Genomic DNA, 25,415 nt, shown 5'->3' with positions numbered 1-25,415 from the left:
ATTGGTCAGGGCCGCCCGTGCGCCGGTACCCGCTCGTCCTCGGGAACCGGCCCGGGCGGTGTCCCGTCGCCGAACGGCCTGCCGCCCAGCTCCTGTCGGTGATGCGGTGTCAGCCAGCCCGACAGGTCCGGCCCCACGGGCACGATTCCGGTCGGGTTGATGCCGCTGTGGACTTCGTAGTAGTGCCGTTTGATGTGGTCGAAGTCGACCGTGTCACCGAACCCCGGCGTCTGGTAGAGGTCGCGGACGTACGCCCACAGCACCTGGTTCTCCGTCAACTTCCAGCGGTTGCACTTGAAGTGGCCGTGATAGGCGGCGTCGAAACGGACCAGAGTGGTGAACAGCCGGATGTCCGCCTCGGTGATGGTGTCGCCGACCAGATAGCGCTGCCCGGCCAGTCGCTCGGCCAGCAGCTCCAGCCGCCGGAACAGACGCGCGTACGCGTGCTCGTACTCCTGCTGCCCGGTGGCGAAGCCCGCCCGGTACACCCCGTTGTTGACGTCGTCGTAGACGTCCGCCATCACGGCGTCGATCTCGTCCCGCAGCCCCTGCGGATAGAGATCGGGTGCCCCCTCGCGGTGCAGGGCAGTCCACTCGGTGGCGAGGTCGATGGTGATCCGTTGATAGTCGTTGGTGACGAGCCGGCCGCTGGGCACGTCCACGACGGCGGGCACGCTGACGCCGCCCGGGTAGTCGGTCTCCCGCTTGTCGTAGGCCTCACTGAGATAACGGATGCCGAGCACCGGGTCACGGTCGTCGGGGTCCAGCGTGAAGCGCCAGCTGCGGTCGTCCTGGACGGGGTCGGCGACGGCCAGGGACAGGGCGTCCTCCAGGCCGAGCAGCCGCCGGGACACCAGTGACCGGCTCGCCCACGGGCAGGCACGGCTGACCACCAGACGGTAGCGCCCCGGCTCCACCGGCCAGCCGTCCCGCCCGTCCGCGGTGATCCGGTCCGTGAAGTGGGCCCTGGACCGCTGGAACCTCTTCCTCCCGTAGGCGGTGTTGCCCCCGCCGCTCATGACCTGGCTCCTCTCTGCCGTACGCGTCTGCCGTATGCCGGGTTCCCCGATCTCACCGAGTCCCCCGAAATCCGCAGACGGCACGGTGTGAGCCCCATCGACCGGGGCAGTCAGTGACAAATGAGCAGCACCTCCACAGAACCGAAGACCGACCACAGGACCCGCGTCACCGTTCTGGTGGCCCTCGCGGCCAATCTCGTCATCGCCGTCGCCAAGGCGGTCGGCGGACTCCTGACCCAGTCGCCCGCGCTGCTGTCGGAAGCGGCGCACTCCGTGGCGGACAGCCTGAACGAGGTCTTCCTGCTGGCCGCGTTGCGCCGCAGCCGCCGGCCCGCCGACGCCCGCCATCCCTTCGGCTACGGCAAGGAGCGCTTCTTCTGGTCGCTGCTCGCTGCCGTCGGCATCTTCGTGATGGGTGGGTGCTTCTCCTTCTTCCAGGGCGTCGAGGCACTGCGTGGTGGCGGCGGCGAGGAGACGTTCACCGGGTATGTGGCGGGCATGGTCGTGCTCGGTGTCGCCTTCGTCGCCGAGGGCCTGTCGCTGCTGCGGGCGCTGTATCAGGTACGCCGGCAGGGCGGCGCCGCGGGCGGCCTGCGTGATCCTGCCCTGCGCACGGTCGTGGCCGAGGACGGCACGGCGGTGATCGGCGTGACTCTCGCCTTCGCCGGCATGGCGTTGCACATGGTCACCGGACAGGTCGTGTGGGAGGCGTCCGCGTCGCTCGCGATCGGCGCACTGCTCGTCTTCGTCGCCTACCGCCTGGGCCGCGACGCCCGCGACCAGCTGATCGGGGAGGCCGCCGACCCGGAGGCCGCCGGCCGGATCCGGGCGCTGCTGGAGGCACAGCCCGAGATCGACAGCGTGGAAGCCCTGCTCACGATGAAGACAGGACTGGAAACGGCCCTGGTGGCGGCCCGGGTCGATCTGGTGCCCGGGATCGACAGCGAGCAGGTGGAGGAGGTCGCCGTCCGCATCAAGCGGTCCATCGCCCGGACCGTCGCCGAGGCGGACCAGATCTTCCTCGACGTGACCGAACGCTCCGCGCGCGAGGCACAAGGAAGCCCCGCCGCGACGGGGGAGCGCGGCGGGGCCTGACGCACGTGTGCCCGGCGAACGGGGGTTCATGCGTTCCCCGGGAGAAAAAGATTCCGGAGCCCTGATCAGTCCCTGCGGGAGACCCGGTCCGGCCTTCCCGGGGCCTGATCAGTCCTGGTCGAGCGGCTCCAGGACGAAGACCGGGATCACCCGGTCCGTCTTCTGCTGGTACTCGGCGTACGGCGGGTACGCCTCCACGGCCCGCTCCCACCACTCGTCCTTCTCCGCACCGGTGATTTCGCGGGCCTTCATGTCCCGCTTCACCGGGCCGTCCTGGAGCTCCACATGGGGGTCGCCCTTGACGTTGTGGTACCAGACCGGGTGCTTGGGCGCCCCGCCCAGCGAGGCCACCGCGGCATACCGGCCGTCGTGCTCGACGCGCATGAGCGGCGTCTTGCGGATCTTTCCGCTTTTGGCGCCCCGGGTCGTGAGAAGGATGACGGGCAGCCCCGTGTTCATCAGGGTCGTGCCCTCGGTGCCGCCGGAGTTCTCGTACAACTCCACCTGATCGCGGACCCATTTGGTGGGGCTGGGCTCGTACTCGCCGTCAAGAGGCATGGCATCGGTCCCATCGTCGTGTCCTGGTACTGACTGACGTCGTGCTGCAACACCGTTGCGTGCAAGATTCATCCTGCGGCGACTACACCAGCATGCGCACGCCCAACGCCAGGATCACGCCGCTCGACACCAGCGCCGTCACCAGCCGCCCGCGCAGCCCCGTCAGCATCCGCCCCAGCAGCGCCCCGCCCCCGGCGAGCAGCAGCTGCCAGCTCGCCGACGCGGCGAACGCGGCCAGGACGAAAACGCTCTGGTCCAGGGGCTGCACGGGGCCCGTCGCACGGGTGCCGAGGACGAGGGCCGCGAAGTAGATCACGGTGGTCGGGTTGAGCATCGTGATGCCGAGCAGCGCCAGGTAGGCGCGCGCCGGGCTCGGGGGAGGAGGCGTGGCGCGGGCGGTGGCGAGCCGGTGGTCGCGGTACTGGCGTACGGCGGTCACCGCGCCCCGTACCGCGAGGGCAGCCAGCACCAGGGCGGAGGCCCAGCGCAGCGGCACCAGCACCGGACGCAGAGCGGCGGCCAGTGCGGAGCCGCCGAGGGTGGCGACGAGGGCGTACAGCCCGTCGGCGGTCGCCACGCCCAGCGCGGCGCAGATGCCGGTCCGCAGGGACGTGCGGGCGGTGAGGGAGACGAGGTAGGTCGCGACCGCGCCGACGGGGATGGCGATGCCATAGCCCGCGAGCAGTCCCGCGACGAGCGCGGCGGTCACGACGTGGGAAGCGTCGGCCTCCACGGTCGGCCGGGCTGCTGCTGGAACGGCACCGGGCGAAGGGTGTCGGTCAGCGGCAGGAAGGCGATGGTCTTAGGCATGGCCGGATTCTGCGGGTGGCGGCCGATCGCCGACAAGCGAATTTCTCCGGTAGCTCCGGCCGGGCGGGCCCGAGATCGAAGTTCTGTGCGATCTTCCCCCACTCCGTGCGACCATCCCCGGCCAGATTGCCGGTGCGGCTGATCTGGCCGAACTTGACGTCGTCCATTGGATGCCCCGGGCATCTAATGAAGATCGGCACGACGCACTCTTCGTCTGTGAGGTCTTCCATGACGGACATGACGGAATCCCACACCGTCGCCTTCCCCCAGAGCCGCACCTGTCCGTATCACCCGCCCACCGCCTACGACCCCCTGCGCGACGCGCGCCCGCTGGCCCGCGTGAAGCTCTACGACGGCCGGCTCGTCTGGCTGGTCACCGGCCACACGCTCGCCCGCACCCTGCTGGCCGACCGGCGCCTGTCCACCGATCCCAACCGGCCCGAATTCCCGGCGACCAACGCCCGGTTCGCGGAGGTCCGCCGCCGCAGGACCGCGCTGCTGGGCGTCGACGACCCCGAGCACCGCGTCCAGCGGCGGATGATGATCCCCAGCTTCACCCTCAAGCGCGCCGCCGAACTGCGCCCGCGGATCCAGGAAATCGTGGACGAGCGGATCGACGCGATGATCGCCCAGGGGCCGCCCGCCGAACTGGTGAGCGCGTTCGCCCTGCCGGTGCCGTCCATGGTGATCTGCGCCCTGCTCGGCGTCCCCTACGCGGACCACGAGTTCTTCGAGGGCCAGTCCCGCAGGCTGCTGCGCGGGCCGACGGCCGCCGACTCGATGGGCGCACGCGGCCGCATGGAGGCCTACTTCGAGGAGCTCATCGACCGCAAGCAGAAGCAGGGGGAGGCGGCCGACGGCGTCCTGGGCGAACTCGTCCACCAGCAGCTGCGCGACGGCGATCTGGACCGCGAGGAGCTCATCGCCATGGCGATCATCCTGCTGGTCGCGGGCCACGAGACGACCGCCAACATGATCTCCCTGGGTACCTTCACCCTCCTCCAACACCCCGACCGCCTGGCCGAGTTGCGCGCCGACCCGGGACTGCTGCCCGCCGCGGTCGAGGAGCTCATGCGGATGCTGTCGATCGCCGACGGGCTGCTGCGGGTCGCCGTCGAGGACATCGAGACGGACGGCGAGACGATCCGGGCGGGCGACGGCGTGCTCTTCTCGACCTCGGTCATCAACCGCGACGAGGCCGTCTACCCCGACCCCGACACCCTGGACTGGCATCGTCCGGCCCGCCACCACGTCGCCTTCGGCTTCGGCATCCACCAGTGCCTTGGCCAGAACCTGGCCCGCGCCGAGATGGAGATCGCCCTGCGCACCCTCCTCGACCGCTTGCCGACCCTGCGGCTTGCCGTCCCCGCGGAGGAAATCCCCTTCAAACCCGGCGACACGATCCAGGGGATGCTGGAACTCCCCGTGACCTGGTAAGAGGCTCCGGTCATGCACAACGAAACGCGCGAAACGCGCGAAACAGACGACATGCACATCGACATCGATCACGACCTCTGCGTCGGCGCCGGCCAGTGCGCCCTGGTCGCCCCGTCCGTCTTCACCCAGGACGACGACGGCTTCAGCGCCCTGATCCCCGGCCGCGAGGACGGCGGCGGCGACCCCATGGTGCGGGAGGCCGCCCGGGCCTGCCCGGTAAGCGCCATCACCGTGTCGGAAACGGGGAGTTGACGCCTGACGCAGCCAGTACGGCCCGGTTGGCCCGCAGCTCCGTCGCCGCCCCCGGCGGCAGGGCTGCGGGGCCGACCCGGCGGACGTCGGGCGCCGGCGCGGGCGCCTCGCCGACCTGGCGCCGCCGGTCGAGCCGGGCCCGGGCCTGTCGTCTAGCGCGCTGCCAGCAGCGCCCGCGCTGCCTCCCGGGCCTCGGTCGCCGGTCGCGTAGTGCCCGTGATGCCTGCCGTGACCATGGCGCCCTCGGCCAGCAGGTACAGCTGCCCCGCCAGGGCGTCGGGCAGTCCCGCTGCCGTCACCAGGGAGCCGAGGTAGTCCCGGAACGCCTGCTTGTGTGCCCGGACCTGCTCCGCCACCCGCTCCGACCGGGTGCCCAGCTCGCCGTACGAGTTGATCCAGGCGCACCCGCGGAAGTCCGCCTCGCCGAACCACTCCTCCAGCCAGTCGAAGACGGCCAGGAGCCGCTGCTCGGGGTTCGCCTGCCGCTCCTCCACGTAGGCGGCGAGCTGCCCGCGCCAGCGCACGTCCCGTCGCTCCAGGTATGCCTCGACCAACTGCTCCTTCGCCGGAAAGAGCTGGTACAGGCGCTTCAGCGAGACCCCGGACGCGCCCCGGATGTCGTCCATGCCGACGGACTGGATGCCGCGGCCGTAGAACAGCTTCTCCGCGGCGTCCAGTGCCTGCACCCGGGCGGTTGCGCTGTCCATGTACGACCTCTCCTTGACTGAGAACGTGCGTTCTCCTACGGTAGCAGCCAACCGGGAGAACGTACGTTCTCCCGGTCTCTGCCGCCGTTTCGACCTCGGAGGACGACATGACCGACCGACCGCCCCTGCCGCCGTTCACCCGCGAGAGCGCCGCACAGAAGGTGCAGGCCGCCGAGGACGCCTGGAACACCCGCGACCCGCACAAGGTGGCGCTCGCCTACTCGGAGGACTCCGTCTGGCGCAACCGCGACAGCTTCGTCACCGGCCGCGCCGAGATCGTCGAGCTCCTCACCGCCAAGTGGGCCCGCGAGCAGGAGTACGCGCTGCGCAAGGACCTGTGGGCCTTCGACGGCGACCGCATCGCGGTCCGCTTCCAGTACGAGTGCCGGGACGCCGACGGCCGGTGGTGGCGGTCGTACGGCAACGAGTTGTGGGAGTTCGACGAGCACGGGCTGATGACCCGGCGCGAGGCGAGCATCAACGACGTGTCGATCGAGGAGAAGGACCGCCGCATCTTCGGCCCCCGGCCGGAGAACGAGCGCGGGCTCACCTTCCCGCTGCAGTAGGCCCGTTGAGGAGGTTGAGTAGGGTTCCCGGGTGACCCAACAGGCCCAGAAACCCTTCCTCTACGTCGTCGTCTGCGCCGCCGGGATCGCCGCGGACGTCAGCAAGCTGATCACCGCCGCGCAGGAGCGGGGCTGGGAGGTCGGCGTCATCGCGACCCCGGTCGCCATGAACGGCTTCTTCGACACGGCCGCCGTCGAGGCCCAGACCGGCCGCCCGATCCGCTCGGCCTGGCGCACGCCCGCCGACCCGCGTCCCTTCCCCCCGCCGGACGCCGTCGTCGTCGCCCCGGCCACCTTCAACACGATCAACAAGTGGGCCGCCGGCATCGCCGACACCCTCGCCCTGGGCACCCTGTGCGAGGCGTCCGGCCTCGGCGTCCCCGTCGCCGTGCTCCCCTGCGTCGCCGACGCGCTCACCGCCCACCCCGCCTACGGGGACAGCCTGATACGGCTGCGAGGGATGGGCGTGCGCTTCGGGGAACCGTACTCCGGCGAGGCGGGAGAGGAGGGCGGGCGGCCGGAGTTCGGGTGGGAGCGGGCGCTCGATCTGCTCGATCGCGGCTAGCCGCGGGCCGGTGACGAGAACCCGCGGGACGCCCCGGACGGAACCGGCGTCGCCCGCACTCGACCACGTACGCTCCCCCTGATACCCCATCCCGAAGGCAGGAGCAGCAACGATGCAGTACGTGAAGCTCGGTTCGACGGGCCTGGACGTGTCGCGGATCTGTCTGGGCTGCATGACCTACGGGCTCCCCGACCGCGGTGCGCACGAGTGGACCCTCGACGAGGAGGCGTCACGGCCGTTGATCCGGCAGGCGCTCGACGCCGGTATCAACTTCTTCGACACCGCGAACGTCTACTCCGACGGCACCAGCGAGGAGATCGTCGGCAAGGCGCTGCGCGACTTCGCCCGCCGGGACGAGATCGTGCTGGCCACGAAGGTCAACGGCCGGATGCGGCCCGGGGCGAACGGCGCCGGGCTCTCCCGCAAGGCCATCATGACCGAGATCGACCACAGCCTCGCCCGCCTCGGCACCGACTACGTCGACCTCTACCAGATCCACCGCTTCGATCCGCACACCCCGGTCGAGGAGACGATGGAGGCGCTGCACGACCTGGTCAAGGCGGGCAAGGTGCGTTACATCGGGGCGAGTTCGATGTACGCCTGGCAGTTCTCCAAGATGCAGTACACGGCCGAGCGGCACGGCTGGACGAAGTTCGTCTCCATGCAGAACTACTACAACCTCCTCTACCGCGAGGAGGAGCGCGAGATGCTGCCGCTCTGTGCCGACCAGGGCGTCGGCGTGCTGCCGTGGAGCCCGTTGGCGCGCGGCCGGCTCACCCGGGACTGGGGCACGGTCACCGACCGCAGCGCGAGCGACAACTTCGGCAGCCGGCTGTACGTCGACAGCGACCGGGTCGTCGTCGAGGCCGTCACCCGCGTGGCGAACGAACGCGGCGTTCCGCGCGCCCAGGTCGCCCTCGCCTGGGTGCTGCACCAGGACGCGGTGACGGCCCCGATCATCGGCGCCGCCAAGCCGCAGCACCTGGAGGACGCGGTGGCCGCGGTCGAACTGGAGCTCACCGAGAAGGAGTTGGAGGAGCTCCAGCAGCCGTATGCGCCGCATCCGGTCATCGGTCACTGACCACTCGGTGAGCGCATGGTTCACCGATTAGTGGGGTCCGTGCGGCGCGAACTCGGTGCCGCACGGACCCGCCCCTTCACTTTCGGCCAACGGCACACGAGCTCCGCTCATCGACAGAGTCCGGTAGTGCTCGCCGATCCGCTCGGCCGACCGCCCCACGTAGTGGCCGATGAACGAACGGCGGAACCGGTCCCGCGTGCCGTTGGGCTGTGAACCGTGCACGAGGCTGCCGTTGAAGAACAGGACGTCCCCCGGTTCCATGTCGACGGGCACGGCCGCCAGACCGGGCGGCGGCGGGACGTACTCCCGGGCGAAGGACACCTCGGCGTCCGCGGTTTCCGGGCAGAACACATCCATCTCGTGCGTGCCGGGGACGACTTCGAGCCCGCCGTTGTCCCGGTCGATCACATCGCAGGCGATCCACGCCGCCACACAGGTGCCCGGCTCGACCCGCAGATAGAAGTTGTCCTGGTGCAGCGCCTGCCCCCGGGCACCCGGCGGCTTGAAGTAGAACATGCTCTGTGCCGCCAGCACCTCCTCCCCGAGCAGCACCTCCAGCACACCGCGCAGCCGGGCGTCGAGCAGTACCCGCAGGGACAGCTCGTCGATCTCGTGCGGGTGCATCACCCTCGGGTACGCCCGCAGCGGGTCGCTGTCGGACGGACGCGGCTCGAAGTGCCCGGGCACCGGACCGGCCGCGTGCAGCGCCGCGAACCGGGTGCACAACCGGTCGATCTCGTCGCGGCCGAAGAGTCCGCGCACGACCGTGAAGCCGTCCTCGCGGAACCGGCGGAGCCCGCCCTCGGGCAGGATGGGGGCGTCGGGGGCGCCCATGTCCGTGGCTGTCATGCGTCCACTCCTCGGTCAGTCGTCCTCACACAGACCACGCTAGGCCGACGCCTGCCCGAGGGGGATGACTGTGAGCGCTGACGGATTGCCCGAGACTGCTGCATCCGGCGACCCCGCACCGCCGCCGGGCCTGGTGGTGGTCGGCCACTTCGACCAGCCGCCGGGGTACGGGATCAGCCGGCCGAGAGGAGCCGACAGCTGGCTGTTCACCTGGACGACCGGCGGACAGGGCCGCCTGCGGCACGGGAGCACCGAGGCGCGTGCCGGGGCGGGGGACCTGGTGGTGCTGGCGCCGGGCGTCGCGCACGGCTACGGGGTGGCCCCGGGCGCGCCGCACTGGGCCTTCTGGTGGGTGCACTGCCAGGCCCGCCCCTCCTGGCGCTCCTGGCTGCGCCCGTACGACGCCGGTGCGGGGATGTACGTCGTCGCGCCGACGCCGGACGCCGCGCACGGCCGTGTCGAGGCGGCGTTTCGCCGGATGCTCGACGACGCCCGCTGGACGGGTACGGAGGCGCCGCCGGTGACGGCACCGGGGGAGCAGCCGGGGGAGGAGTCGGTCGCCGTGGCCCACGGCACCGCGGCTCGCGAGCTCGCCCTGTGCTCCCTGGAGGAGGTCGTCCTGCTCGCCGCGGGCGGCACGGGCACCGCGCGGACCCAGCCGCCCCGGCCCGGCGTGGACGCCCGGGTGCGCCGCGCGCAGGCGCTGATCGTCGCCGACCCGGCCGCCCCGCACACCGTCCGCTCGCTCGCCGAGCACGTCGCGCTCTCGCCCTCCCGGTTCGCCCACCTCTTCACCCGGCAGCTCGGGCAGTCCCCGATGCGCGTGTTGCGCGAGGCGCGGCTGCGGCACGCCGCCCGGCTGCTGGAGAGCACCGACCTGTCCGTGGAACGCGTTGCGGCCGCCTCGGGGTTCGCCAGCCCGTTTCACTTCAACCGCGTGTTCCGTGACCGGTACGGGAGACCGCCGGGCGCCTACCGGGGCAGTGGCCCAATGGTTGGCGCATGACTTGTGAAGGAGCGGTGAAGGCGGATGCGTCCGTATGACCAGGCAAAAAAGTCGGAGATCACCTGCTCAATGGTTCCCGGGGCGCGGCCCGAAAGGGCGTTGAGTGAATACCGTTTCCAATTGCCTTGCCGATAGGCCGCAATGCCGAGGGTGCTTATTGACCCCTCGTCAAATAGTGATCGCCGAGCACGCAATGCGCAAAAACCGGAACCGGTTGTTCTCTGTCCCTGACCTGTGCAAAGGTGTGTCTCGCTCCCCCCGCGCCCGCGCTTCACAAGAGCCGCGTCCGGAGCATACTCAATGGTATGGACCTTCAATGCCGCATGCCCTCCGGAGGAATGCCGCCGTGCGTGACGCAGGCCTGTCGAATTCCCCCAGCGACGCCCGCCTCTTTGATGTGACGGATGCTCAACTGAGCGCCGAGCTGAAGAAGTGGACGGGGGTGACGCCGGCGCTGCATCCCGTCGGTGAACTCCTCGACAGGCACTGGGAAGCGGGATTCGCCTACGCACGGCTGTGCACCGCCGACGCCCGGTCCGCGGGAATGCTCACCACCGCGGCATTCACCCGGCTTTTCGGTGAAACGCTGCGACAAACCGGCCCGACGGCCGCTTGGCGCCCCCAACTCCTCGTCACCGTGCGCCGTATAGCGGCCGAGTGGGACACCGACCGCAGGCGGGAGTTGCTCCACCCCGCGCTGCAGTCCGAGGCGGAGGGCGCCGAGCGCGTGGCCGCCCGGATGCTGCCGCCCGCGAACCGCCGGCTGCTGTCCGGCGCGTTCCAGCGGCTTCCCCAGTCGGCCCGCTGTCTGCTGTGGCACACCGAGGTCGAGGCCGAACCGCTCGCCGTACCGGCCGCACTCCTCGGCCTGGACGCGGAGTCCGCCCGCCTCGAACTGGGCCGCGCCAACGAGCGGTTGCGCGAGGAGTGCCTCCAGGTCCACCGTGAGCTCGCCCCCGAGCACGAGTGCCGGCAGTACCTGCGGATGCTGGACGTGACGTACCGGCGCGGCGGCGTCGACGTCGACCCCGACCTGCGCGGGCACCTGGACCGCTGCGGGCACTGCAGCGACGCGGCGGGCCAGCTCAGCTTCTTCAACGACGGACTCGGCCCCGCACTCGCGGAGGCGGTGCTCGGCTGGGGTGCGCGGGGCTATCTGGAGTCGAGAGCAAGACAGGCCGAGGAGCCGGCCGGGGCGGAGCCGGCCGCGGCGGCGCCGATCGTCGGCGAGTCGTTCTTCGCGGACGGCGCCGCTGCTTTCGCGCCACCGGGAGATGCCTCTGCCGTTGCCCCGGGAAGTGCTCCCGTCTCCCCGGTGAATTCCCGTGCCGCTGCGGGCCGAAGCCGCCGTGCCCCTGCCGCAGAGAGCTTCGCCGGCGGTGGTGAGCCGGCCCCTGCCGCAGAGGCATCGGCCTTCCCGGGCCGGCCCGCCGCTCCTGACGGTGAGCCCTTCACCGCGGCAGGCGAGCCCTTGGCCCCTGCGGGCGAGCCCTTTGCCGCCCCGGACATGGTGTCCTCCCCTGCGGAGGCCGGCCCCCGGACCACCGGCAGGGCCGCCCGCAGGACGGCTCGCAAAGCTGACTCCGCCACCGCCCCGGGTTCCGGAGCCGCCCGCACCTGCACCGGTCGTGTGGCCCTCAAGGCCGCCCGTCGTGCCGCCCGGCGCCGGAACCTCACCGCGGCCGTCGCGACCGTCAGCGCCCTCGTAGTCCTCCCGCTCGTCATCTGGTCCACGAACGATTCCGGGGACGGTTCCGCTCCCGCCGCGAACGACCGCCCCACCGAGACTCCCGGCCCCGGCACCGGCTCCGCCACCAGCAACCCCTCCTGGGCGGGCGCCGCCGAGGCCGCGAAGGGCGAGCTGCAAGGCCGGCTGTACAACATCGGGTCCGGGCTCTGTGTCGGCGTCGTCGGCGGGAAGGCCGTCAAGAACGCGGAGACCGAACTCACCAAGTGCTCCTCGGCGGCGGCCGGTCAGCAGTGGTCGTACGAGACCGACGGATTGGTGCGCAGCGGCGCGAACCCCGATCTGTGCCTCGACTCCCACCTCGGCTACTCGGTCCGGCTGGCCCCCTGCACGGGTGCCACCGACTCGGCGACCAAGAACGTCCGCTACGACTTCACACTCCAGGGCACCCTGGTCCCGCGCTTCAACCAGGACCTCGCCCTGAGCCCCGCCGCCACCGACGGTTCGGGCGCGCTGGTCCTCAAGACCCGCGAGGACGACAGCGACGCCCAGCACTGGGTGGTCGACACGTCGAAGCCGGAACTCCAACTCGAGGTGGTCAACTGGGACTCGGAGGCGGAGAGGGTGAAAACGGCCGACCCGACCCCCACCCCCCGGCCGTCGAGGACGCCGACGCCCGAGCCGACCCCGTCCGCAACGCCGACGGCGTCGCAGCCGACGACCACGAGCCCGACCCCGACCGACGCGTCCTGCTACTCCTACCCGTACTCCTGCTCGTCGGACGGCCAGAACGGCTGGTCCGGCGGCGGGTACGGGGGGTCCGGCGGATATGGCGGCGGAGGGTATGGCGGCTACGACGGCTACGGCGGCTATGGATACGGCGGTGGCGGTCGCCGCTGAACGAAGTCCGACTGATCAGCCGCCGGTGCCGGGCTGGACCACCGTCAGCCGCACCGAGGACTCGTTCCCGGCCACGGGCACCTCACCCGCCGTCCACGCCACCTCGATCGACTCCCGCTCGTCGGGCGGCGTCACGAGCAGCGCCACCGGAAGGGCCGTACGGGCCCCGCTGATCTCGGGGCTGGCGAAGGACAGCCCCGCCCAGGCGCTTCGGCCCGGGGCCAGCGTGACGGCCGTCGGCGTGTCGGGGGAGCGCTTCGGGTCCGGGCCGAGCTGCTTCCCGGAAGCGTCAACGAAGGCGGCACCGGGGTAGCCGCGGACCGTGCAGGTGCGGTCGGTCGTATTGGTCAGCACGATCGGGAAGTTGCGCTGTCCGGCGCCCGGACTGGGGCGGCCGATCTTCGCGCGCAGCTCGGAGGTGTGGCAGCGCGGGGCGGCGGCGCCCGACTGGGTCACAGGACTGCCGGTGTCGGCGGGGCCCGTCCCGGTCGTGGCAGGCCCGGTCGTGCCAGGCCCCGTGGTGGGGCTCCCGGTGTCGGCCGTGGGCGGTCCGGTCGTACGGCTGCTCGTGCCGGCCGGCGTCTGTGCCGGGCCCGTGGAGTCGGCGCCGTCGGCGCAGCCGGCCAGCAGGGTCACCAGCGCGAGGGCGCTCACGAGGGGAGTCGCCCGGTGCGAGGGGTGGAGTGTCCGTGCACGTCCCATGTCTGTCACGCATCCCCGTTTTCCGGCCGAGTAGTCACCCGACACCAAGGAGTCACACCTCGCCGAGGAGCCCGATCTCCGCCCAGATGGTCTTGCCGTCCGCCGTGTGCCGGCTGCCCCAGCGCTGGGTCAGCTGAGCGACCAGCAGCAGTCCGCGGCCACCCTCGTCGAAGGTCTTGGCGCGGCGCAGATGCGGTGCCGTGTGGCTGGTGTCGGACACCTCGCAGATCAGCGTCCGCGCATCATGGATCAGCCGGAGCCTGATGGGGTGGATGCCGTAGCGGATGGCATTGGTCACCAGCTCGCTCACGACCAACTCGGCCGTGAACGACGCCTCGCTCAGATTCCAGATGTCGAGCTGCTCCAGCACCTGCTTGCGGATGGGTGCGACCAGCGCCGGGTCCGCCGGGATGTCCCAGGTCGCGACCCGGGAGGCGGGCAGCCCCTGGGTACGGGCCAGCAGCAGGGCCACGTCGTCCGGGACGCCCCCCGCCGGAAGCAGGGCGTTCAGGACTCGGTCGCAGGTCTCTTCCAGTGAACCGGAGGAGGCCGCCAGCGCTTCGCAGAGCAGCGAGTGGCTGGCGTCGACATCACGCACCCGGGTCTCGATCAGGCCGTCGGTGTAGAAGGACAGCACCGTGCCCTCGCGCAGCTCGATCTCCGCGGACTCGAACGGCAGCCCGCCCAGGCCCAGCGGCGGCCCGGCGGGCAGCTCGATCTCCCGCGGCTCGCCGCCGGGCGGGACCATGACGGGCGAGGGGTGCCCGGCCCGGGCCAGCGTGCAGCGCCGGGAGACCGGGTCGTACACGGCGTACAGACAGGTGGCGCCGACGTCGCCGGAGCTGCCTTCGGTGCCCGCTTCGTCGGACAGCCTTACGACCAGGTCGTCGAGGTGGGTCAGCAGCTCGTCGGGCGCGAGATCGATGTCGGCCAGGGTTCGCACGGCGGTGCGCAGCCGGCCCATGGTGGCCGAGGCCTGGACGCCGTGGCCGACCACGTCCCCGACGACCATCGCCACCCGCATCCCCGACAGCGGGATCACGTCGAACCAGTCGCCGCCCACGCCGGAGCGCGCCGCCGGGAGGTAGCGCGAGGCCGCTTCGAGCGCGGCGGTGCGCGGCAGGGACCGGGGCAGCAGACTGCGCTGCAGGGCGAGAGCGGTCTCGCGTTCGCGGGAGTAGCGGCGGGCGTTGTCGATGCAGACGGCCGCGCGTGCCGTGACCTCCTCGGCCAGCAGCACGTCGTCGGGCGTGAACGGCTCGGGGTTCTCGAACCGGCTGAGCACGGCGACCCCGAGGGTGGTCCCGCGGGCCTGGATCGGCACGGACATGGTGGTGTGGATGCCGTACGCCTGGATGCGCTCGGCGCGTTCGGGGTCCCAGGAGAGCCACTGCGTGAGGTCGTCGGTCGAGGTCGAGGCCACGATGGTGTGGCCCGCAAGGAGTGCGTCCGCCTGGGGCGACGGGGAGGGATACACATCCACATGACCCGGCTCGACCACGGCTTCGGGGTCGCCCGTGTTGATGGACCGGTGGGCTGCGCGGCGCAGGCTGATCGGGGCGGCCGGCCGGCCGGTGGGTGCTTCGCCGCCGTGCTCCGGCGGGTCCAGCAGATCGACGCTGACGAAGTCGGCGAGCGCGGGGACGCAGATGTCCGCCAGCTCCTGCGCCGTGCGTGTGACGTCGAGGGTGGTGCCGATGCGGACGCTGGCCTCGTTCACCAGCTGCAGCCGCTCCTGGGCCATGTACTGCTCGGTGAAGTCGTGCGCGGCGACGGACACGCCGCGCACCCGCCCCTTGGCGTCGGTGATCGGGGCCATGCGCGCCAGCCAGGCGTGCGTCCGGTCACCGCCGACCGGGACGTACGTCCGCACGTCGGTGCCCCGGCCCGTGGTGAGCACGCGAAGGAGGTGCCGCTCGATGTCGTAGCTCTGACGTCTGCCGGTCAGCTCGGGCGCCCGCAGCCCCCGCACATGCTCCTCGGAGAGCTGGAGGACCTCCGCCATGACGTCGTTGATCCTGCGCAGCCGGAGCCTTTCGTCGTAGATCGCGATGGCGCAGGGGGAGTCGAGGAGCCCGACATGGTCCAGCGGATCGTCCGGCGGACGGGGGCCCTGCCCTTCGAGCGGCGTGACCACGAGCCAGCGAAAGGGACCGCCGCGCTCCGGCCGTACACGGTGGGCGAGCGCCCACACGGACTGCGTGCCGCCGTCGCGGCGGCGCAGGGTGAGGATGCCGTCCCAGCGGTCGCCCGGCGGGGGGTCGCTGCCCTGCCGGTCGGCCAGGAGCTCCGCGGCCGGGCGCCCCACGACGTCGGCGGCCCGGTGGCCCAGCAGCCGCTCGGCGCCGGCGCCCCACTCGACGAGCACACCGTCGTCGTCGATGACCGCCCGGGCCGTCGCGGCCTCGTCGAACGGATACTCCGGGCTCATGCTCGCCACTCCAACGCGCACACTCACGGTGAACAAGCGTGTCAGTTGGGCTCCAGCCTAGTGCGTCGGGGACTCGCCCGTACCGGAACAATCGTGCGCACCCTTGACTGCCCGGCATCGCACCCCGTCAGAATCTGTTTGTTCGCGATCGCTTGTGAGTACTTCTGGGTCCTGATGAGGGAGAGCCGCCATGACAGTCACTCGAAGATCGTTACTGCTCGCCTCCACGGCCGCTCCGGCGGCCGGAGCGTTGCTGAGCACCCCGCCGGCGCAGGCCGCGGAGACGACGGGCGCCGGCCCCGCCGCGTCCGGCCGCCGAACCGTCCCCCTGCGCGACGGCTGGCGCTTCGCCCTCGTGAACCCGCGCGGCATCACCGACCCCACCGGTGCCTACGCCGACGCCGCCCAGCCCGGTTACGACGACGCGGACTGGCGCGAGGTCGCGGTGCCGCACGACTGGAGCATCGAGTTCGCCCCGACCACCGAGCACGGCACCACCAGCGGCACCGGATTCTTCCCCGGCGGCCTCGGCTGGTACCGCCTCGCCTTCACCCTGCCGCCCTCCCTCGCGGGCAAGCGGATATCGGTGGAGTTCGACGGCGTCTACATGGACTCGTACGTCCACTGCAACGGCAAGGAGGCCGGCCGCCACCCCTACGGCTACACCGGCTTCGCCTTCGACCTCACGGACCTGCTGCACACCGACGGCACCACCGAGAACGTGCTCGCGGTCAAGGTGCAGAACCGGCTGCCCAGCAGCCGCTGGTACTCGGGCAGCGGCATCTACCGCGAAGCCCGCCTGGTCGTCACCGAGCCGGTGCACGTGGAGCGCTGGGGTACGTACGTCACCACGCCGGAGATCACCGGGAAGCGAGGCGTCGTCCACGTCCGTACCTCGGTGGTGAACGCGTCCGGCGGCGGCACGGACGTCGAGGTCGTCTCGCGGGTCGTCGACCCCGGCGGCCGTACGGTCGCGCGTGCGTCCTCCGCGATCGCCGTCACCGACAAGGCGACCGCAACCCATGAACTCACGGTCCCCGCACCGAAGTTGTGGGACTTCGAGACCCCGCACCACCGCTACACCCTGAGGACCGACCTACGCGTCGGCGGCAGGACGACCGACACCTGTCGCACGCCCTTCGGCTTCCGCACCTTCCGCTTCGACCCGGACGAGGGCTTCCACCTCAACGGCGCCCACAGCAAGATCAAGGGCGTCGATCTCCATCACGACCTGGGTGCCCTCGGCGCGGCCGTCAGCATCGACGCCGTCCGCCGGCAGCTGACCATCATGAAGTCGATGGGCGTCAACGCCTTCCGCACCTCCCACAACCCGCCCTCGCCGGAGATGATCCAGGTCTGCGAGGAGTTGGGCATCGTGATGCTGGTGGAGGCGTTCGACTGCTGGAGGACCGGCAAGACCCGCTACGACTACGGTCGCTTCTTCGACGAGTGGGCCGAACGCGACGCCACCGAGATGGTGCTGGCGGCCCGCAACTCGCCCGCCGTCCTGATGTGGTCGATCGGCAACGAGGTCCCCGACTCCACGTCCACCGCCGGTCTCGCCATGGCCGACCGGATCATCGACGCCATCAAGGCCGCCGACGACACCCGTCCGCTAGTCATCGGCTCCGACAAGTACCGCCGGCTCCCCGCCAAGGGCTCGGCGGCCGACCTGATGCTGGCCAAGCTGGACGGGCTCGGCCTGAACTACAACACCGCCAAGTCGGTGGACCAGTTGCACGACGCCTACCCGCATCTGATCCTCTTCGAGTCGGAGTCGTCCTCCGAGACGTCCACGCGCGGGACGTACCAGGAGCCCGACCGCCTCAACACCGGCGAGAACCACACGCCGGGCAGGCGTGCGACCTCCTCGTACGACAACAACCTCGCCTCCTGGACCATGAGCGGCGAGTACGGGCACAAGAAGGACCGGGACCGGAAGTGGTTCGCCGGGCAGTTCCTGTGGTCGGGCATCGACTACCTCGGCGAACCCACACCGTACGACGTCTTCCCGGTGAAGGCATCCTTCTTCGGCGCGGTCGACACGGCCGGCTTCCCGAAGGACATGTACCACCTCTTCCGGAGCCAGTGGATCAGCGAGCCGATGGTCCACCTGGTGCCGATGACCTGGAACCACGAGGAGGGCGACACGGTCGAGGTGTGGGCGTACTCCAACGTCGACACCGTGGAGCTGTTCCTCAACGGGAAGTCCCTCGGCACACGGACGTTCGACACCAAGCAGACCGTCGACGGCCGGACCTACCTGGAGACCACCGAGGCGACCGGCGACGACAAGACCTTCACCGGCGGCCCCTACCCCGGCAGCTACACCAGCCCCAACGGCAGCGCGGGCAAACTCCACCTCACCTGGCAAGTGCCGTACGAGGCGGGGAAGTTGAAAGCCGTGGCCCGCAAGGGCGGCAAGGCGGTCGCCACCGACGTGCTGCGCACCGCCGGAGCACCGAAGGCCGTGCGGTTGCGTGCCGACCGCAAGTCCCTTGCCGCCGACGGCCGTTCGCTACTCTTCGTGACCGCCGAGGTCGTCGACGCCCGTGGCGTCGTGGTGCCCGACGCCGAGGACCTGATCGCCTTCGAGGTGACGGGAGGTTCGCTCGCCGGGCTCGACAACGGGCGGGAGGAGAGCGCCGAGCGCTATCAGGCCAGTGCGCGTACGGCATTCCACGGCAAGGCGCTGGCGATCGTGAGGTCCGGTACGAAGGCGGGCGCCCTGAAGGTGACCGCACGGGCCGAGGGGCTGCGCCTGGGTAGCGTGACGGTACGGACGACTCCGGCACGGTCGGCCGCGCTCACCCCGGCCGCGGTGTTCGAGCCGGACCATCCGGTGCCACCGAACCACCCATATGCAGACGCCAGTTACTCCGGCCGCCCGGACACGCTCCCGGCCGCCATGCTCGACGGCGACCCTGCGACCGGCTGGTCCAACGGCTTCTCCAAGGCGGCCACGGCCCTGCTGCCCGCCTTCGACGGCGCCCGGCCCGAGGACTGGGTCCTGGTGGACTTCGGGCGGACGCGGACGTTGGACCGGGTGGAGGTCGCCTTCACCGTCGACGCGACGCACACGCTGCCCGTGTCGGTGGTGGCCGAGGTGTGGGACGGCCGGCGGTTTGTGCCGGTGGAGGGGGCGGCCGTGGAGTGGGCCACTGCCTCGGACGCGGCGACCGTCATCACCTTCGACGCGGCACGCGGGTCCCGGGTGCGGCTCAACCTGGTCAGCGCTCATCCGGGGGAGACGCGAGGGGCGGTGCGCATCAGCAGGCTGGAGGTGCCGGCGAGCTGAGGCGGTGAGCGGTCGGGACGGGGACCGGTCCCACCGGTTCCCGTCAGAACCGTTGACGGGGTGTCATGTCGCCAACAAACATGGCTGCGTCCGCCTCTGGGAGCGCTCCCATCGCGAGCGTCACCCGTACCTCCCCCGAGGAGCCCAGACGTGAAACGACGCAGAACCACCCTGTTGTCCCTGACGGCCCTGCTGGCGGCGGGACTCACCGCACTCCCGGCCGCACCGGCCGGCGCCGACGAGGTCGAGCAGCTCGAGAACGGCACCTTCGACACCACCACCGATCCGTGGTGGGCGAGCGGCAACGTCACCGCCGGCCTGTCCGACGGGCAACTCTGCGCAGACGTGCCCGGCGGCACCGCCAACCCTTGGGACGCGGCCGTCGGACAGAACGACATCGCCCTGGTGAAGGGGGAGTCGTACCGCTTCTCCTTCACCGCGAACGGCTCGCCCGAGGGGCATGCCGTGCGGGCGATCGTCGGTCTGTCGGCGGCGCCGTACGACACCTACTTCGAGGTGACGCCGCAGCTGAGCGTCTCCGGGAACTCCTACGCGTACACCTTCACCTCGCCCGTCGACACCCCGCAGGGCCAGGTCGCCTTCCAACTCGGCGGTGGCACGGACGCGTGGCGCTTCTGCATGGACGACGCCTCGCTGCTGGGCGGTGTCCCGCCCGAGGTGTACGAGCCGGACACCGGGCCCCGGGTGCGGGTGAACCAGGTCGCGTATCTGCCATCGGGGCCGAAGAACGCCACGCTGGTCACCGACGCGACCGGGAAGCTCCCCTGGCAGCTCAAGAACGCCTCCGGGACCGTCGTCGCGCACGGCTGGACCGTGCCGCGCGGCACCGACGCCTCCTCCCGGCAGAACGTCCACTCCATCGACTTCGGCGCCTACCGCAAGCAGGGTGACGGCTTCACGCTCGTCGCCGACGGGGAGACGAGCCGCCCCTTCGGCATCGGGACGGCCGCCTACGAGCGGCTGCGCCTGGACGCCGTGAAGTACTACTACACGCAGCGCAGCGGCATCGCGATCCGCGACGACCTGCGCCCGGGCTACGCCCGCCCCGCCGGACACATAGGCGTCGCACCCAACCAGGGCGACGGCAACGTGCCCTGCCAACCGGGCGTCTGCGACTACCGGCTCGATGTCACCGGCGGCTGGTACGACGCCGGCGACCACGGCAAGTACGTCGTCAACGGCGGCATCTCCGTGTGGGAGCTGCTGAGCACGTACGAACGCGAACGCCTGGCCCGCACCGGGGAACCGAAGAAGCTGCGTGACGGCACCCTTGCCATCCCGGAGAGCGGCAACAAGGTGCCGGACATCCTCGACGAGGTCCGCTGGGAGCTGGAGTTCCTGCTGAAGATGCAGGTGCCCGCGGGGCAGCCGCTGGCCGGCATGGCCCATCACAAGATCCACGACGAGCAGTGGACGGGTCTGCCGCTGCTGCCGAGCGACGACCCGCAGAAGCGGGAACTGCATCCGCCGTCCAGCGCGGCGACCCTGAACCTGGCGGCGACGGCCGCGCAGGCGGCGCGCCTGTACCGGCCGTACGACAAGGAGTTCGCGGCGAAGACCCTCGCGGCCGCACGGAAGGCGTGGGCGGCGGCGCTCGCGCATCCCGACCGGTACGCCTCCGAGAGCGACGGCATCGGCGGCGGCACCTACGCCGACAACAACGTCACCGACGAGTTCTACTGGGCCGCGGCCGAGCTGTATCTCAGCACCGGCGAAAAGGAGTTCGCGGACCACGTCCTCAACTCCCCGGTGCACACGGCCGACATCTTCGGCCCCCTCGGCTACGACTGGGCCAGGACGGCGGCAGCGGCCCGGCTGGACCTCGCCACCGTGCCGAGCAGGCTGCCAGGCCGGGACAAGGTGCGCCAGTCCGTGATCAAGGGAGCGGACGGCTATGTGGCCACGCTGAGGTCACAGGCGTACGGCATGCCCTACGCCCCGCCGGAGAACCTCTACGACTGGGGATCCAACCACCAGATCCTGCACAACGCCGTCGTCATCGCGACCGCCTACGACATCACGGGTGCCTCGAAGTACCGCGACGGCGCGGTGCAGAGCATGGACTACCTGCTCGGCCGCAACGCGTTGAACATCTCGTACGTGACCGGCTACGGCGAGGTCAACACCCGTAACCAGCACGCTCGTTGGTACGCCCATCAGCTGGACCCGAGCCAGCCGAACCCACCGGTCGGCACGCTCGCCGGCGGGCCGAACTCGAGCATCCAGGACCCCTACGCACAGAGCAAACTCGCCCGTCAGGATCAGGACGACGAAGCTGTACAGGCAGATCTCGCCGAGCAGGAAGGACCAGTGGTCGGGGAAGACCTTGCGCAGATACTTCCGGCCGAGCGAGTGGATGCCGAGCCGTCCGTCGAACCAGTCCGCCACCCGCTCACCCCGGCCCGCGGGCAGCTCCCGGGCGCTCACGCCTCCTCCCGGCGCACGTGGGTCAGCTTGTCGGGGTTGCTGATGACGTAGACGCCGGACACCCGGTCGCCGTCCGGCGTGAGATCCAGGACCAGGACGGCGTACGGCTCCTCGCCCTGGAACAGCACCACGGCGTCGTCGCCGTTGACGCGCCGATAGCCCAGTCGCAGCCCTCCCGCGCCGCCCTTCCTCGCGTACGAGCCGAAGAACCGGAGCGCCTTGTCCCTGCCGTGCACGGGACGCAGTGCCGCCGGCTTCCGCTTGCCGCCGGCGTCCGTCCACACCGTCACGTCCGGCGCGAGGATCTCCATCAGCGCGGCTATGTCTCCGCCCACCGCGGCCCGCACGAACCGCTCCGTCGCCTCCCGCCGCACCCGTGGATGCGCCTCGTACAGCGGCCGCCGCGCATGCACATGCCCTCGCGCGCGATGCGCCAGCTGCCGTACGGCCGCCGGGCTGCGGTCGATGATCTGGGCGATCTCCGTGTGCGGGTATCCGAACACCTCGTGCAGCACGAAGACCGCGCGTTCCAGCGGCGTCAGCGACTCAAGGACGACCAGCATCGCCAGCGACACGGACTCGGTGCGCAGGGCCGGATCGTCGGCCGCGTCGTCCTCGCCGCCCGCGACCAGCGGCTCGGGCAGCCACGGGCCGACGTACGTCTCCCGGCGACGACTGATCGCGGCCCGCCGGGTCAGCGCGTGGTTGACGGCGATCCGCACGAGATACGCCCGCGGATTGCCGACCCCGTCGAGCGGCGCGCCCTCGTTCCGCGCCGTCCACGACAGCCAGGTCTCCTGCAGTACGTCCTCGGTGTCGGCGACGCTGCCGAGCATGTTGTAGACGACGCCGAACATCAGTTCGCGGTGCTCGACGAAGACGCCGGTCGCGTCGTCGGTTACGGGTATGGGGGTGTCGGACATGCGTGGGCCTCCCAGTGCGCGCTCACTACTGCGAGGTCCGCCGGGGGCCGGAATGTGACACCCCACCGAGGAATGTGACCCACGTCTCGGCGGTGCGGCGGTCCGCGCCTGCCGGCCCGGGCGTCCCGACCCCGCCTGGTACCGGCATAGATCACGCCTGACCTGCGGATATTTACGCGTAAGTACCCGAGCGGTAACGTGAAGGCATGCCAGCTCTGAATGTGGAGTTCAGCGACCGCGAGCTAGAGGACCTGCGGCAGATCGCCAAGGAACGCGGTACGTCGATGAAGGCGCTCGTACGGGAGGCCGCCGCGGCCGACATAGCGCGGCACCGGGCGCTGCAGGAGGGCGCCGAGGCGTTCCGCCGGTTCTTCGCGTCGCACGCCGACGAATTCGCGGCCGCCTTCCCCGACGACGAACCGTCCGCCAAGGGCGAGGGGCGGGCTGCCTGACTCATGGCACCCCCCGTCATTCACATCGACGTGCCCTGGCTGCTCCAGCGTCACGAAGAGGTCCTGCCCGACCAGCCCACGGTCAACGACTTCTCCGCGCTCGTCGCCGCCGTCGCCCGTCATCGCGTGGATCCGCCTCGCCTGGGCATCGACTCCGACCCGGCCTGGCGGGCCGCAGCCCTGCTGCACACCCTCGCCCTGCTCAAGCCGCTTCCGTCGGCCAACGCCCGCTTCGCCTGCGCGTCCGCGTGGCGTACATGTTCGTCAGCGGCGTCGGCATCGACCCGCCCTACGGCGCCCTCGTCGACCTCGCACGTGACCTGATCTCCGGCAAGACCGACGTGTACGGCGCCGCCGACCGGCTGCGCTCCTGGCAGATCTGAGGCCTGCCGACCGGTCCCCGTTCTCCCCGCCGCCGGGGGCCGCCGACCGAGGGCGGGAGGAACGGGGTCGGCGGCCCGTTGCGCGCAGGAGTGCCGCCGTCCCGCGCGGGGCCTTCCGAGAGGCCGCTCCCAGTGGACTACGCCGGCGGTCGCGCCGGGGAGCGCGCGTGGTGCTCCGGCGCGTGCGGGAGATTCACACGGGGCGCATGGAATGTCGAAAGCTCACGCAGGGGTGGCCAGTTGTCGCCGTTTCTGACTTTCTTTCAAAGGGGCGGATGTTGCCCGAGTGTCTTGTTGGCCATCCGTGCGCTGTGCAAGGGTGAACCACCCGTGGGGGGTGGAAAAGGCCGGAGCTCATACGTTCCGTGGGGAACCGGAGCGGATGGGCTCAGGTGAATTCCTGCTCCCCGCGCCCATGCCGAAGAGGTACACACCAAGTCGCTCGGTCCTTTTCGGCGATCAGAACCTCTGAGTCATGAGCGTGGGAAGGAAAACGTTCAGTGCCCACCCCCCACCCCCCTCGTCCTCCTTACCCGCCGCCCGGCGGGGTTCCGGAGGAATCCGACGAAGGTCTCGCCGGCCGGCTCCGGGGCCGTCCGGACGGCGAGGCCGCTCCCTCCGTCGCGCTGCTGATGGCGCGGCACTGGCAACCGGCCCACGAGTACGCGGTGATCTGCCTCGCCTCCCCCGGGACCGCCGCCGACATGGTCACCGCCGCCGCCTTCCACCAGGTCCTCGACCGCCTGGCGCTGGGCGAGCCGGCCACCGCCCTTCGACCCAGGCTGCTCGTCGCCGTCCGGGACGCGGTGCGGCAGTGGTCGGCCGACGAGCGAATAGCGAGCGTTCTGCCGGAGCTGGGGAAACCAGCGGGCGGGCGCGGTATGCGTACCGCGAAGTCCATGACGCCCGAAAATCGGAAACTCGCCGATCGGTCATTCCAGGCACTTCCGGGACTTGCCCGTTGTCTGCTCTGGCATACCGAGGTGGAGGCCGAGCCGGTAAGCGTGCCCGCCGGCCTGTTGGGCATGGATGCCGTCACCGCCTCGGTCGCCCTCGAACAAGCGCGTGATAAATTCCGCGAAGGTTGTGTACATGCTCATCGGGAACTCGCGCCGACGAAGGATTGCCGGTTCTACAACCGCCTCCTTGACGTCCCGATTCGCCGGGGCGGCGCCTTGCTGCCGGATGTGCAGCAGCATCTGACGGGGTGCCGTTACTGCCGTGACGCCGCCGAACAACTGAGTCATTTCGAGGGCGGGCTGGGCGTACTCATCGCCGAGGCGGTGCTCGGCTGGGGCGCACGCCGCTATCTCGACACCAGACCGGGGCGTACCAAGTCCGACGGACCCCGCCCACGCGGCTCCGCGCGGCATGGCGCCGGACGGCGCGGTCTGCTGTCGCGGATCCCCGCGCAGGTTCGCAGGCCGCCCGGCGGACCGCGTTCCTCGCGGACGCTGCTCACGGGAGTCGGCCTGGCCTCGGCCGGGCTGATCGCGATCATGCTCGCGGCGGGACTGCTGTCCGACGACGACGGGGTCGACCCGGCCGCATCCGCCACCGGCGGCGGCACCGGATCCCAGCTGCCCCCGGCCGTGTCCTCCGCACCGCCCGGCACGGCCCAACTCCCCAACGCCCCGCGGCGGACCAGGCTGCGCAACGCCGACGCCGACCTGTGCCTCGACATCCGGGGCGAGCCGAAGGAAGGGGCCGGGACCAGGTTGGCCGAGTGCTCGGCCGACGACACCCAGCAGTGGTCGTACGAGAAGGACGGCCGGCTGCGCAGCGTGGTGGAGCCCGATCTGTGCCTGGACTCGCACGTGGACGCCGGCGTGGTGATCCTGGGCAAGTGCGCCGACCAGGACTCCGAACGGGCCGACGACGTGCGCTACGACCTCACCGTGCGGGGCGAGTTGCTGCCCCGCTGGGACGAGCGGCTCGCCCTGGCGGCCACGACGGCGGACGCCGACGCCGAGATCGTCGTCAAGGTCCGCGAGGGCTCCGACGCGCAGCGCTGGCTCACCGATCCGGCGACATCGGCGAGCCCCGGGTCGCTGTCGAGCGCGCAGGCCGAGACGCCTGGGGCGCGGTCGGTGCGGTTGGGGGAGGAGAGAGCGTAGGGCGGGGGCGGCTCGCGTCGAGCGGGCTGGGCGGCAGGGGCCGGCGGTTCTGACGGTCCCTGCGGTCGGGGCGCTCACCCGCCGAAGCGGCTGGGCCGCTGGGGGCCGGGCTGCGCCGTCGTGGCGGTG

Annotated in this window: 19 protein-coding genes and 3 pseudogenes; 13 read left to right on the top strand and 9 right to left on the bottom strand. The window is 71.1% G+C overall.

Features of this window, described 5'->3' with window-relative positions:
* Positions 1 to 5 precede the first annotated feature (5 nt).
* Positions 6 to 1,019 (bottom strand): glutathione S-transferase family protein, encoded by a 1,014-nt coding sequence (locus tag OHT51_RS04120; protein ID WP_328877493.1) that lies wholly within the window; start codon positions 1,017 to 1,019, stop codon positions 6 to 8.
* A gap of 120 nt (positions 1,020 to 1,139) precedes the next feature.
* Here OHT51_RS04120 and OHT51_RS04115 point away from each other — a divergent pair, with 120 nt between their 5' ends.
* The gene (locus tag OHT51_RS04115) at positions 1,140 to 2,114 is read left to right on the top strand and encodes a cation diffusion facilitator family transporter (RefSeq protein WP_328877492.1); all 975 of its coding nucleotides are present in this window, start codon (positions 1,140 to 1,142) and stop codon (positions 2,112 to 2,114) included.
* 108 nt (positions 2,115 to 2,222) lie between these two features.
* Here the strand turns inward: OHT51_RS04115 and OHT51_RS04110 are convergent, their stop codons facing one another.
* Together OHT51_RS04110 and OHT51_RS04105 are read right to left on the bottom strand one after the other, a co-directional pair.
* Positions 2,223 to 2,672, bottom strand: a complete 450-nt coding sequence (locus tag OHT51_RS04110) for a nitroreductase family deazaflavin-dependent oxidoreductase (RefSeq protein ID WP_328877491.1) — start codon at positions 2,670 to 2,672, stop codon at positions 2,223 to 2,225.
* Positions 2,673 to 2,754: 82 nt separating this feature from the next.
* Complete coding sequence (locus OHT51_RS04105; RefSeq protein ID WP_328877490.1) at positions 2,755 to 3,381, bottom strand: LysE family transporter; 627 nt, start codon at positions 3,379 to 3,381, stop codon at positions 2,755 to 2,757.
* A gap of 329 nt (positions 3,382 to 3,710) precedes the next feature.
* On the opposite strand from OHT51_RS04105, the gene OHT51_RS04100 reads away from it, so the two are divergent.
* Together OHT51_RS04100 and OHT51_RS04095 are read left to right on the top strand one after the other, a co-directional pair.
* A complete protein-coding gene (locus OHT51_RS04100) occupies positions 3,711 to 4,919 on the top strand; it encodes a cytochrome P450 (protein ID WP_328877489.1) in 1,209 nt (402 codons plus the stop codon).
* Between the two features lie 51 nt (positions 4,920 to 4,970).
* Positions 4,971 to 5,171: a ferredoxin gene (locus OHT51_RS04095; protein ID WP_328884236.1), complete on the top strand. Its 201-nt coding sequence runs from the start codon at positions 4,971 to 4,973 to the stop codon at positions 5,169 to 5,171.
* Between the two features lie 152 nt (positions 5,172 to 5,323).
* Here the strand turns inward: OHT51_RS04095 and OHT51_RS04090 are convergent, their stop codons facing one another.
* Entirely contained in the window at positions 5,324 to 5,878 is a 555-nt protein-coding gene (locus OHT51_RS04090; protein ID WP_328877488.1) for a TetR/AcrR family transcriptional regulator, read from the bottom strand.
* A gap of 107 nt (positions 5,879 to 5,985) precedes the next feature.
* On the opposite strand from OHT51_RS04090, the gene OHT51_RS04085 reads away from it, so the two are divergent.
* The 3 genes from OHT51_RS04085 to OHT51_RS04075 all read left to right on the top strand — a co-directional run bounded on the left by OHT51_RS04085 (position 5,986) and on the right by OHT51_RS04075 (position 8,090).
* Complete coding sequence (locus OHT51_RS04085) at positions 5,986 to 6,444, top strand: nuclear transport factor 2 family protein (protein WP_328877487.1); 459 nt, start codon at positions 5,986 to 5,988, stop codon at positions 6,442 to 6,444.
* Between the two features lie 31 nt (positions 6,445 to 6,475).
* Complete coding sequence (locus OHT51_RS04080; protein ID WP_328877486.1) at positions 6,476 to 7,009, top strand: flavoprotein; 534 nt, start codon at positions 6,476 to 6,478, stop codon at positions 7,007 to 7,009.
* A gap of 112 nt (positions 7,010 to 7,121) precedes the next feature.
* A complete protein-coding gene (locus OHT51_RS04075; protein WP_328877485.1) occupies positions 7,122 to 8,090 on the top strand; it encodes an aldo/keto reductase in 969 nt (322 codons plus the stop codon).
* A 27-nt stretch (positions 8,091 to 8,117) separates the two neighbouring features.
* Here OHT51_RS04075 and OHT51_RS04070 read toward each other — a convergent pair whose 3' ends face one another.
* Complete coding sequence (locus tag OHT51_RS04070) at positions 8,118 to 8,939, bottom strand: phytanoyl-CoA dioxygenase family protein (RefSeq protein WP_328877484.1); 822 nt, start codon at positions 8,937 to 8,939, stop codon at positions 8,118 to 8,120.
* Between the two features lie 64 nt (positions 8,940 to 9,003).
* Between OHT51_RS04070 and OHT51_RS04065 the strand changes: the two genes are divergently transcribed.
* Both OHT51_RS04065 and OHT51_RS04060 read left to right on the top strand, forming a co-directional pair.
* Positions 9,004 to 9,945 carry a helix-turn-helix domain-containing protein gene (locus tag OHT51_RS04065; RefSeq protein WP_328877483.1) on the top strand — a complete coding sequence of 314 codons (942 nt, stop codon included), beginning with the start codon at positions 9,004 to 9,006 and terminating at the stop codon, positions 9,943 to 9,945.
* A gap of 346 nt (positions 9,946 to 10,291) precedes the next feature.
* On the top strand, positions 10,292 to 12,532 hold the full coding sequence (locus OHT51_RS04060) for an RICIN domain-containing protein (protein WP_328877482.1): 2,241 nt from the start codon (positions 10,292 to 10,294) through the stop codon (positions 12,530 to 12,532).
* A 15-nt stretch (positions 12,533 to 12,547) separates the two neighbouring features.
* On the opposite strand, the gene OHT51_RS04055 is transcribed toward OHT51_RS04060, so the two are convergent.
* Together OHT51_RS04055 and OHT51_RS04050 are read right to left on the bottom strand one after the other, a co-directional pair.
* The gene (locus OHT51_RS04055) at positions 12,548 to 13,234 is read right to left on the bottom strand and encodes a DUF4232 domain-containing protein (protein WP_328877481.1); all 687 of its coding nucleotides are present in this window, start codon (positions 13,232 to 13,234) and stop codon (positions 12,548 to 12,550) included.
* A gap of 52 nt (positions 13,235 to 13,286) precedes the next feature.
* Positions 13,287 to 15,665, bottom strand: a complete 2,379-nt coding sequence (locus OHT51_RS04050; RefSeq protein WP_328877480.1) for a SpoIIE family protein phosphatase — start codon at positions 15,663 to 15,665, stop codon at positions 13,287 to 13,289.
* Positions 15,666 to 15,855: 190 nt separating this feature from the next.
* On the opposite strand from OHT51_RS04050, the gene OHT51_RS04045 reads away from it, so the two are divergent.
* Entirely contained in the window at positions 15,856 to 18,963 is a 3,108-nt protein-coding gene (locus OHT51_RS04045; RefSeq protein WP_328877479.1) for a glycoside hydrolase family 2 TIM barrel-domain containing protein, read from the top strand.
* Between the two features lie 150 nt (positions 18,964 to 19,113).
* Positions 19,114 to 21,234, top strand: a pseudogene (locus OHT51_RS04040) (glycoside hydrolase family 9 protein); the annotation flags it as partial.
* On the opposite strand, the pseudogene OHT51_RS04035 reads toward OHT51_RS04040, so the two are convergent.
* Positions 21,235 to 21,411 (bottom strand): annotated as a pseudogene (locus OHT51_RS04035) (ubiquinol-cytochrome c reductase cytochrome b subunit); the annotation flags it as partial.
* Positions 21,408 to 22,334, bottom strand: a complete 927-nt coding sequence (sigJ, locus tag OHT51_RS04030; protein WP_328877478.1) for an RNA polymerase sigma factor SigJ — start codon at positions 22,332 to 22,334, stop codon at positions 21,408 to 21,410. The gene sigJ and the pseudogene OHT51_RS04035, both read right to left, overlap by 4 nt.
* A 206-nt stretch (positions 22,335 to 22,540) precedes the next feature.
* On the opposite strand from sigJ, the gene OHT51_RS04025 reads away from it, so the two are divergent.
* From OHT51_RS04025 to OHT51_RS04015, 3 genes and pseudogenes are all read left to right on the top strand, one after another.
* Positions 22,541 to 22,786, top strand: coding sequence for a hypothetical protein (locus tag OHT51_RS04025; RefSeq protein WP_048578995.1), 246 nt, complete (start codon positions 22,541 to 22,543; stop codon positions 22,784 to 22,786).
* 3 nt (positions 22,787 to 22,789) lie between these two features.
* A pseudogene (locus OHT51_RS04020) lies at positions 22,790 to 23,169 on the top strand (toxin Doc).
* A gap of 500 nt (positions 23,170 to 23,669) precedes the next feature.
* Positions 23,670 to 25,286 (top strand): RICIN domain-containing protein, encoded by a 1,617-nt coding sequence (locus OHT51_RS04015; protein ID WP_328877477.1) that lies wholly within the window; start codon positions 23,670 to 23,672, stop codon positions 25,284 to 25,286.
* Positions 25,287 to 25,415: the final 129 nt, after the last annotated feature.

The organism is Streptomyces sp. NBC_00299, from assembly GCF_036173045.1.
In the GTDB taxonomy this organism is placed as follows: Bacteria; Actinomycetota; Actinomycetes; order Streptomycetales; family Streptomycetaceae; genus Streptomyces; species Streptomyces machairae.
Note: the sequence above shows the minus strand (reverse complement) of the source record. Positions and strands in the feature narration are given on the sequence as shown.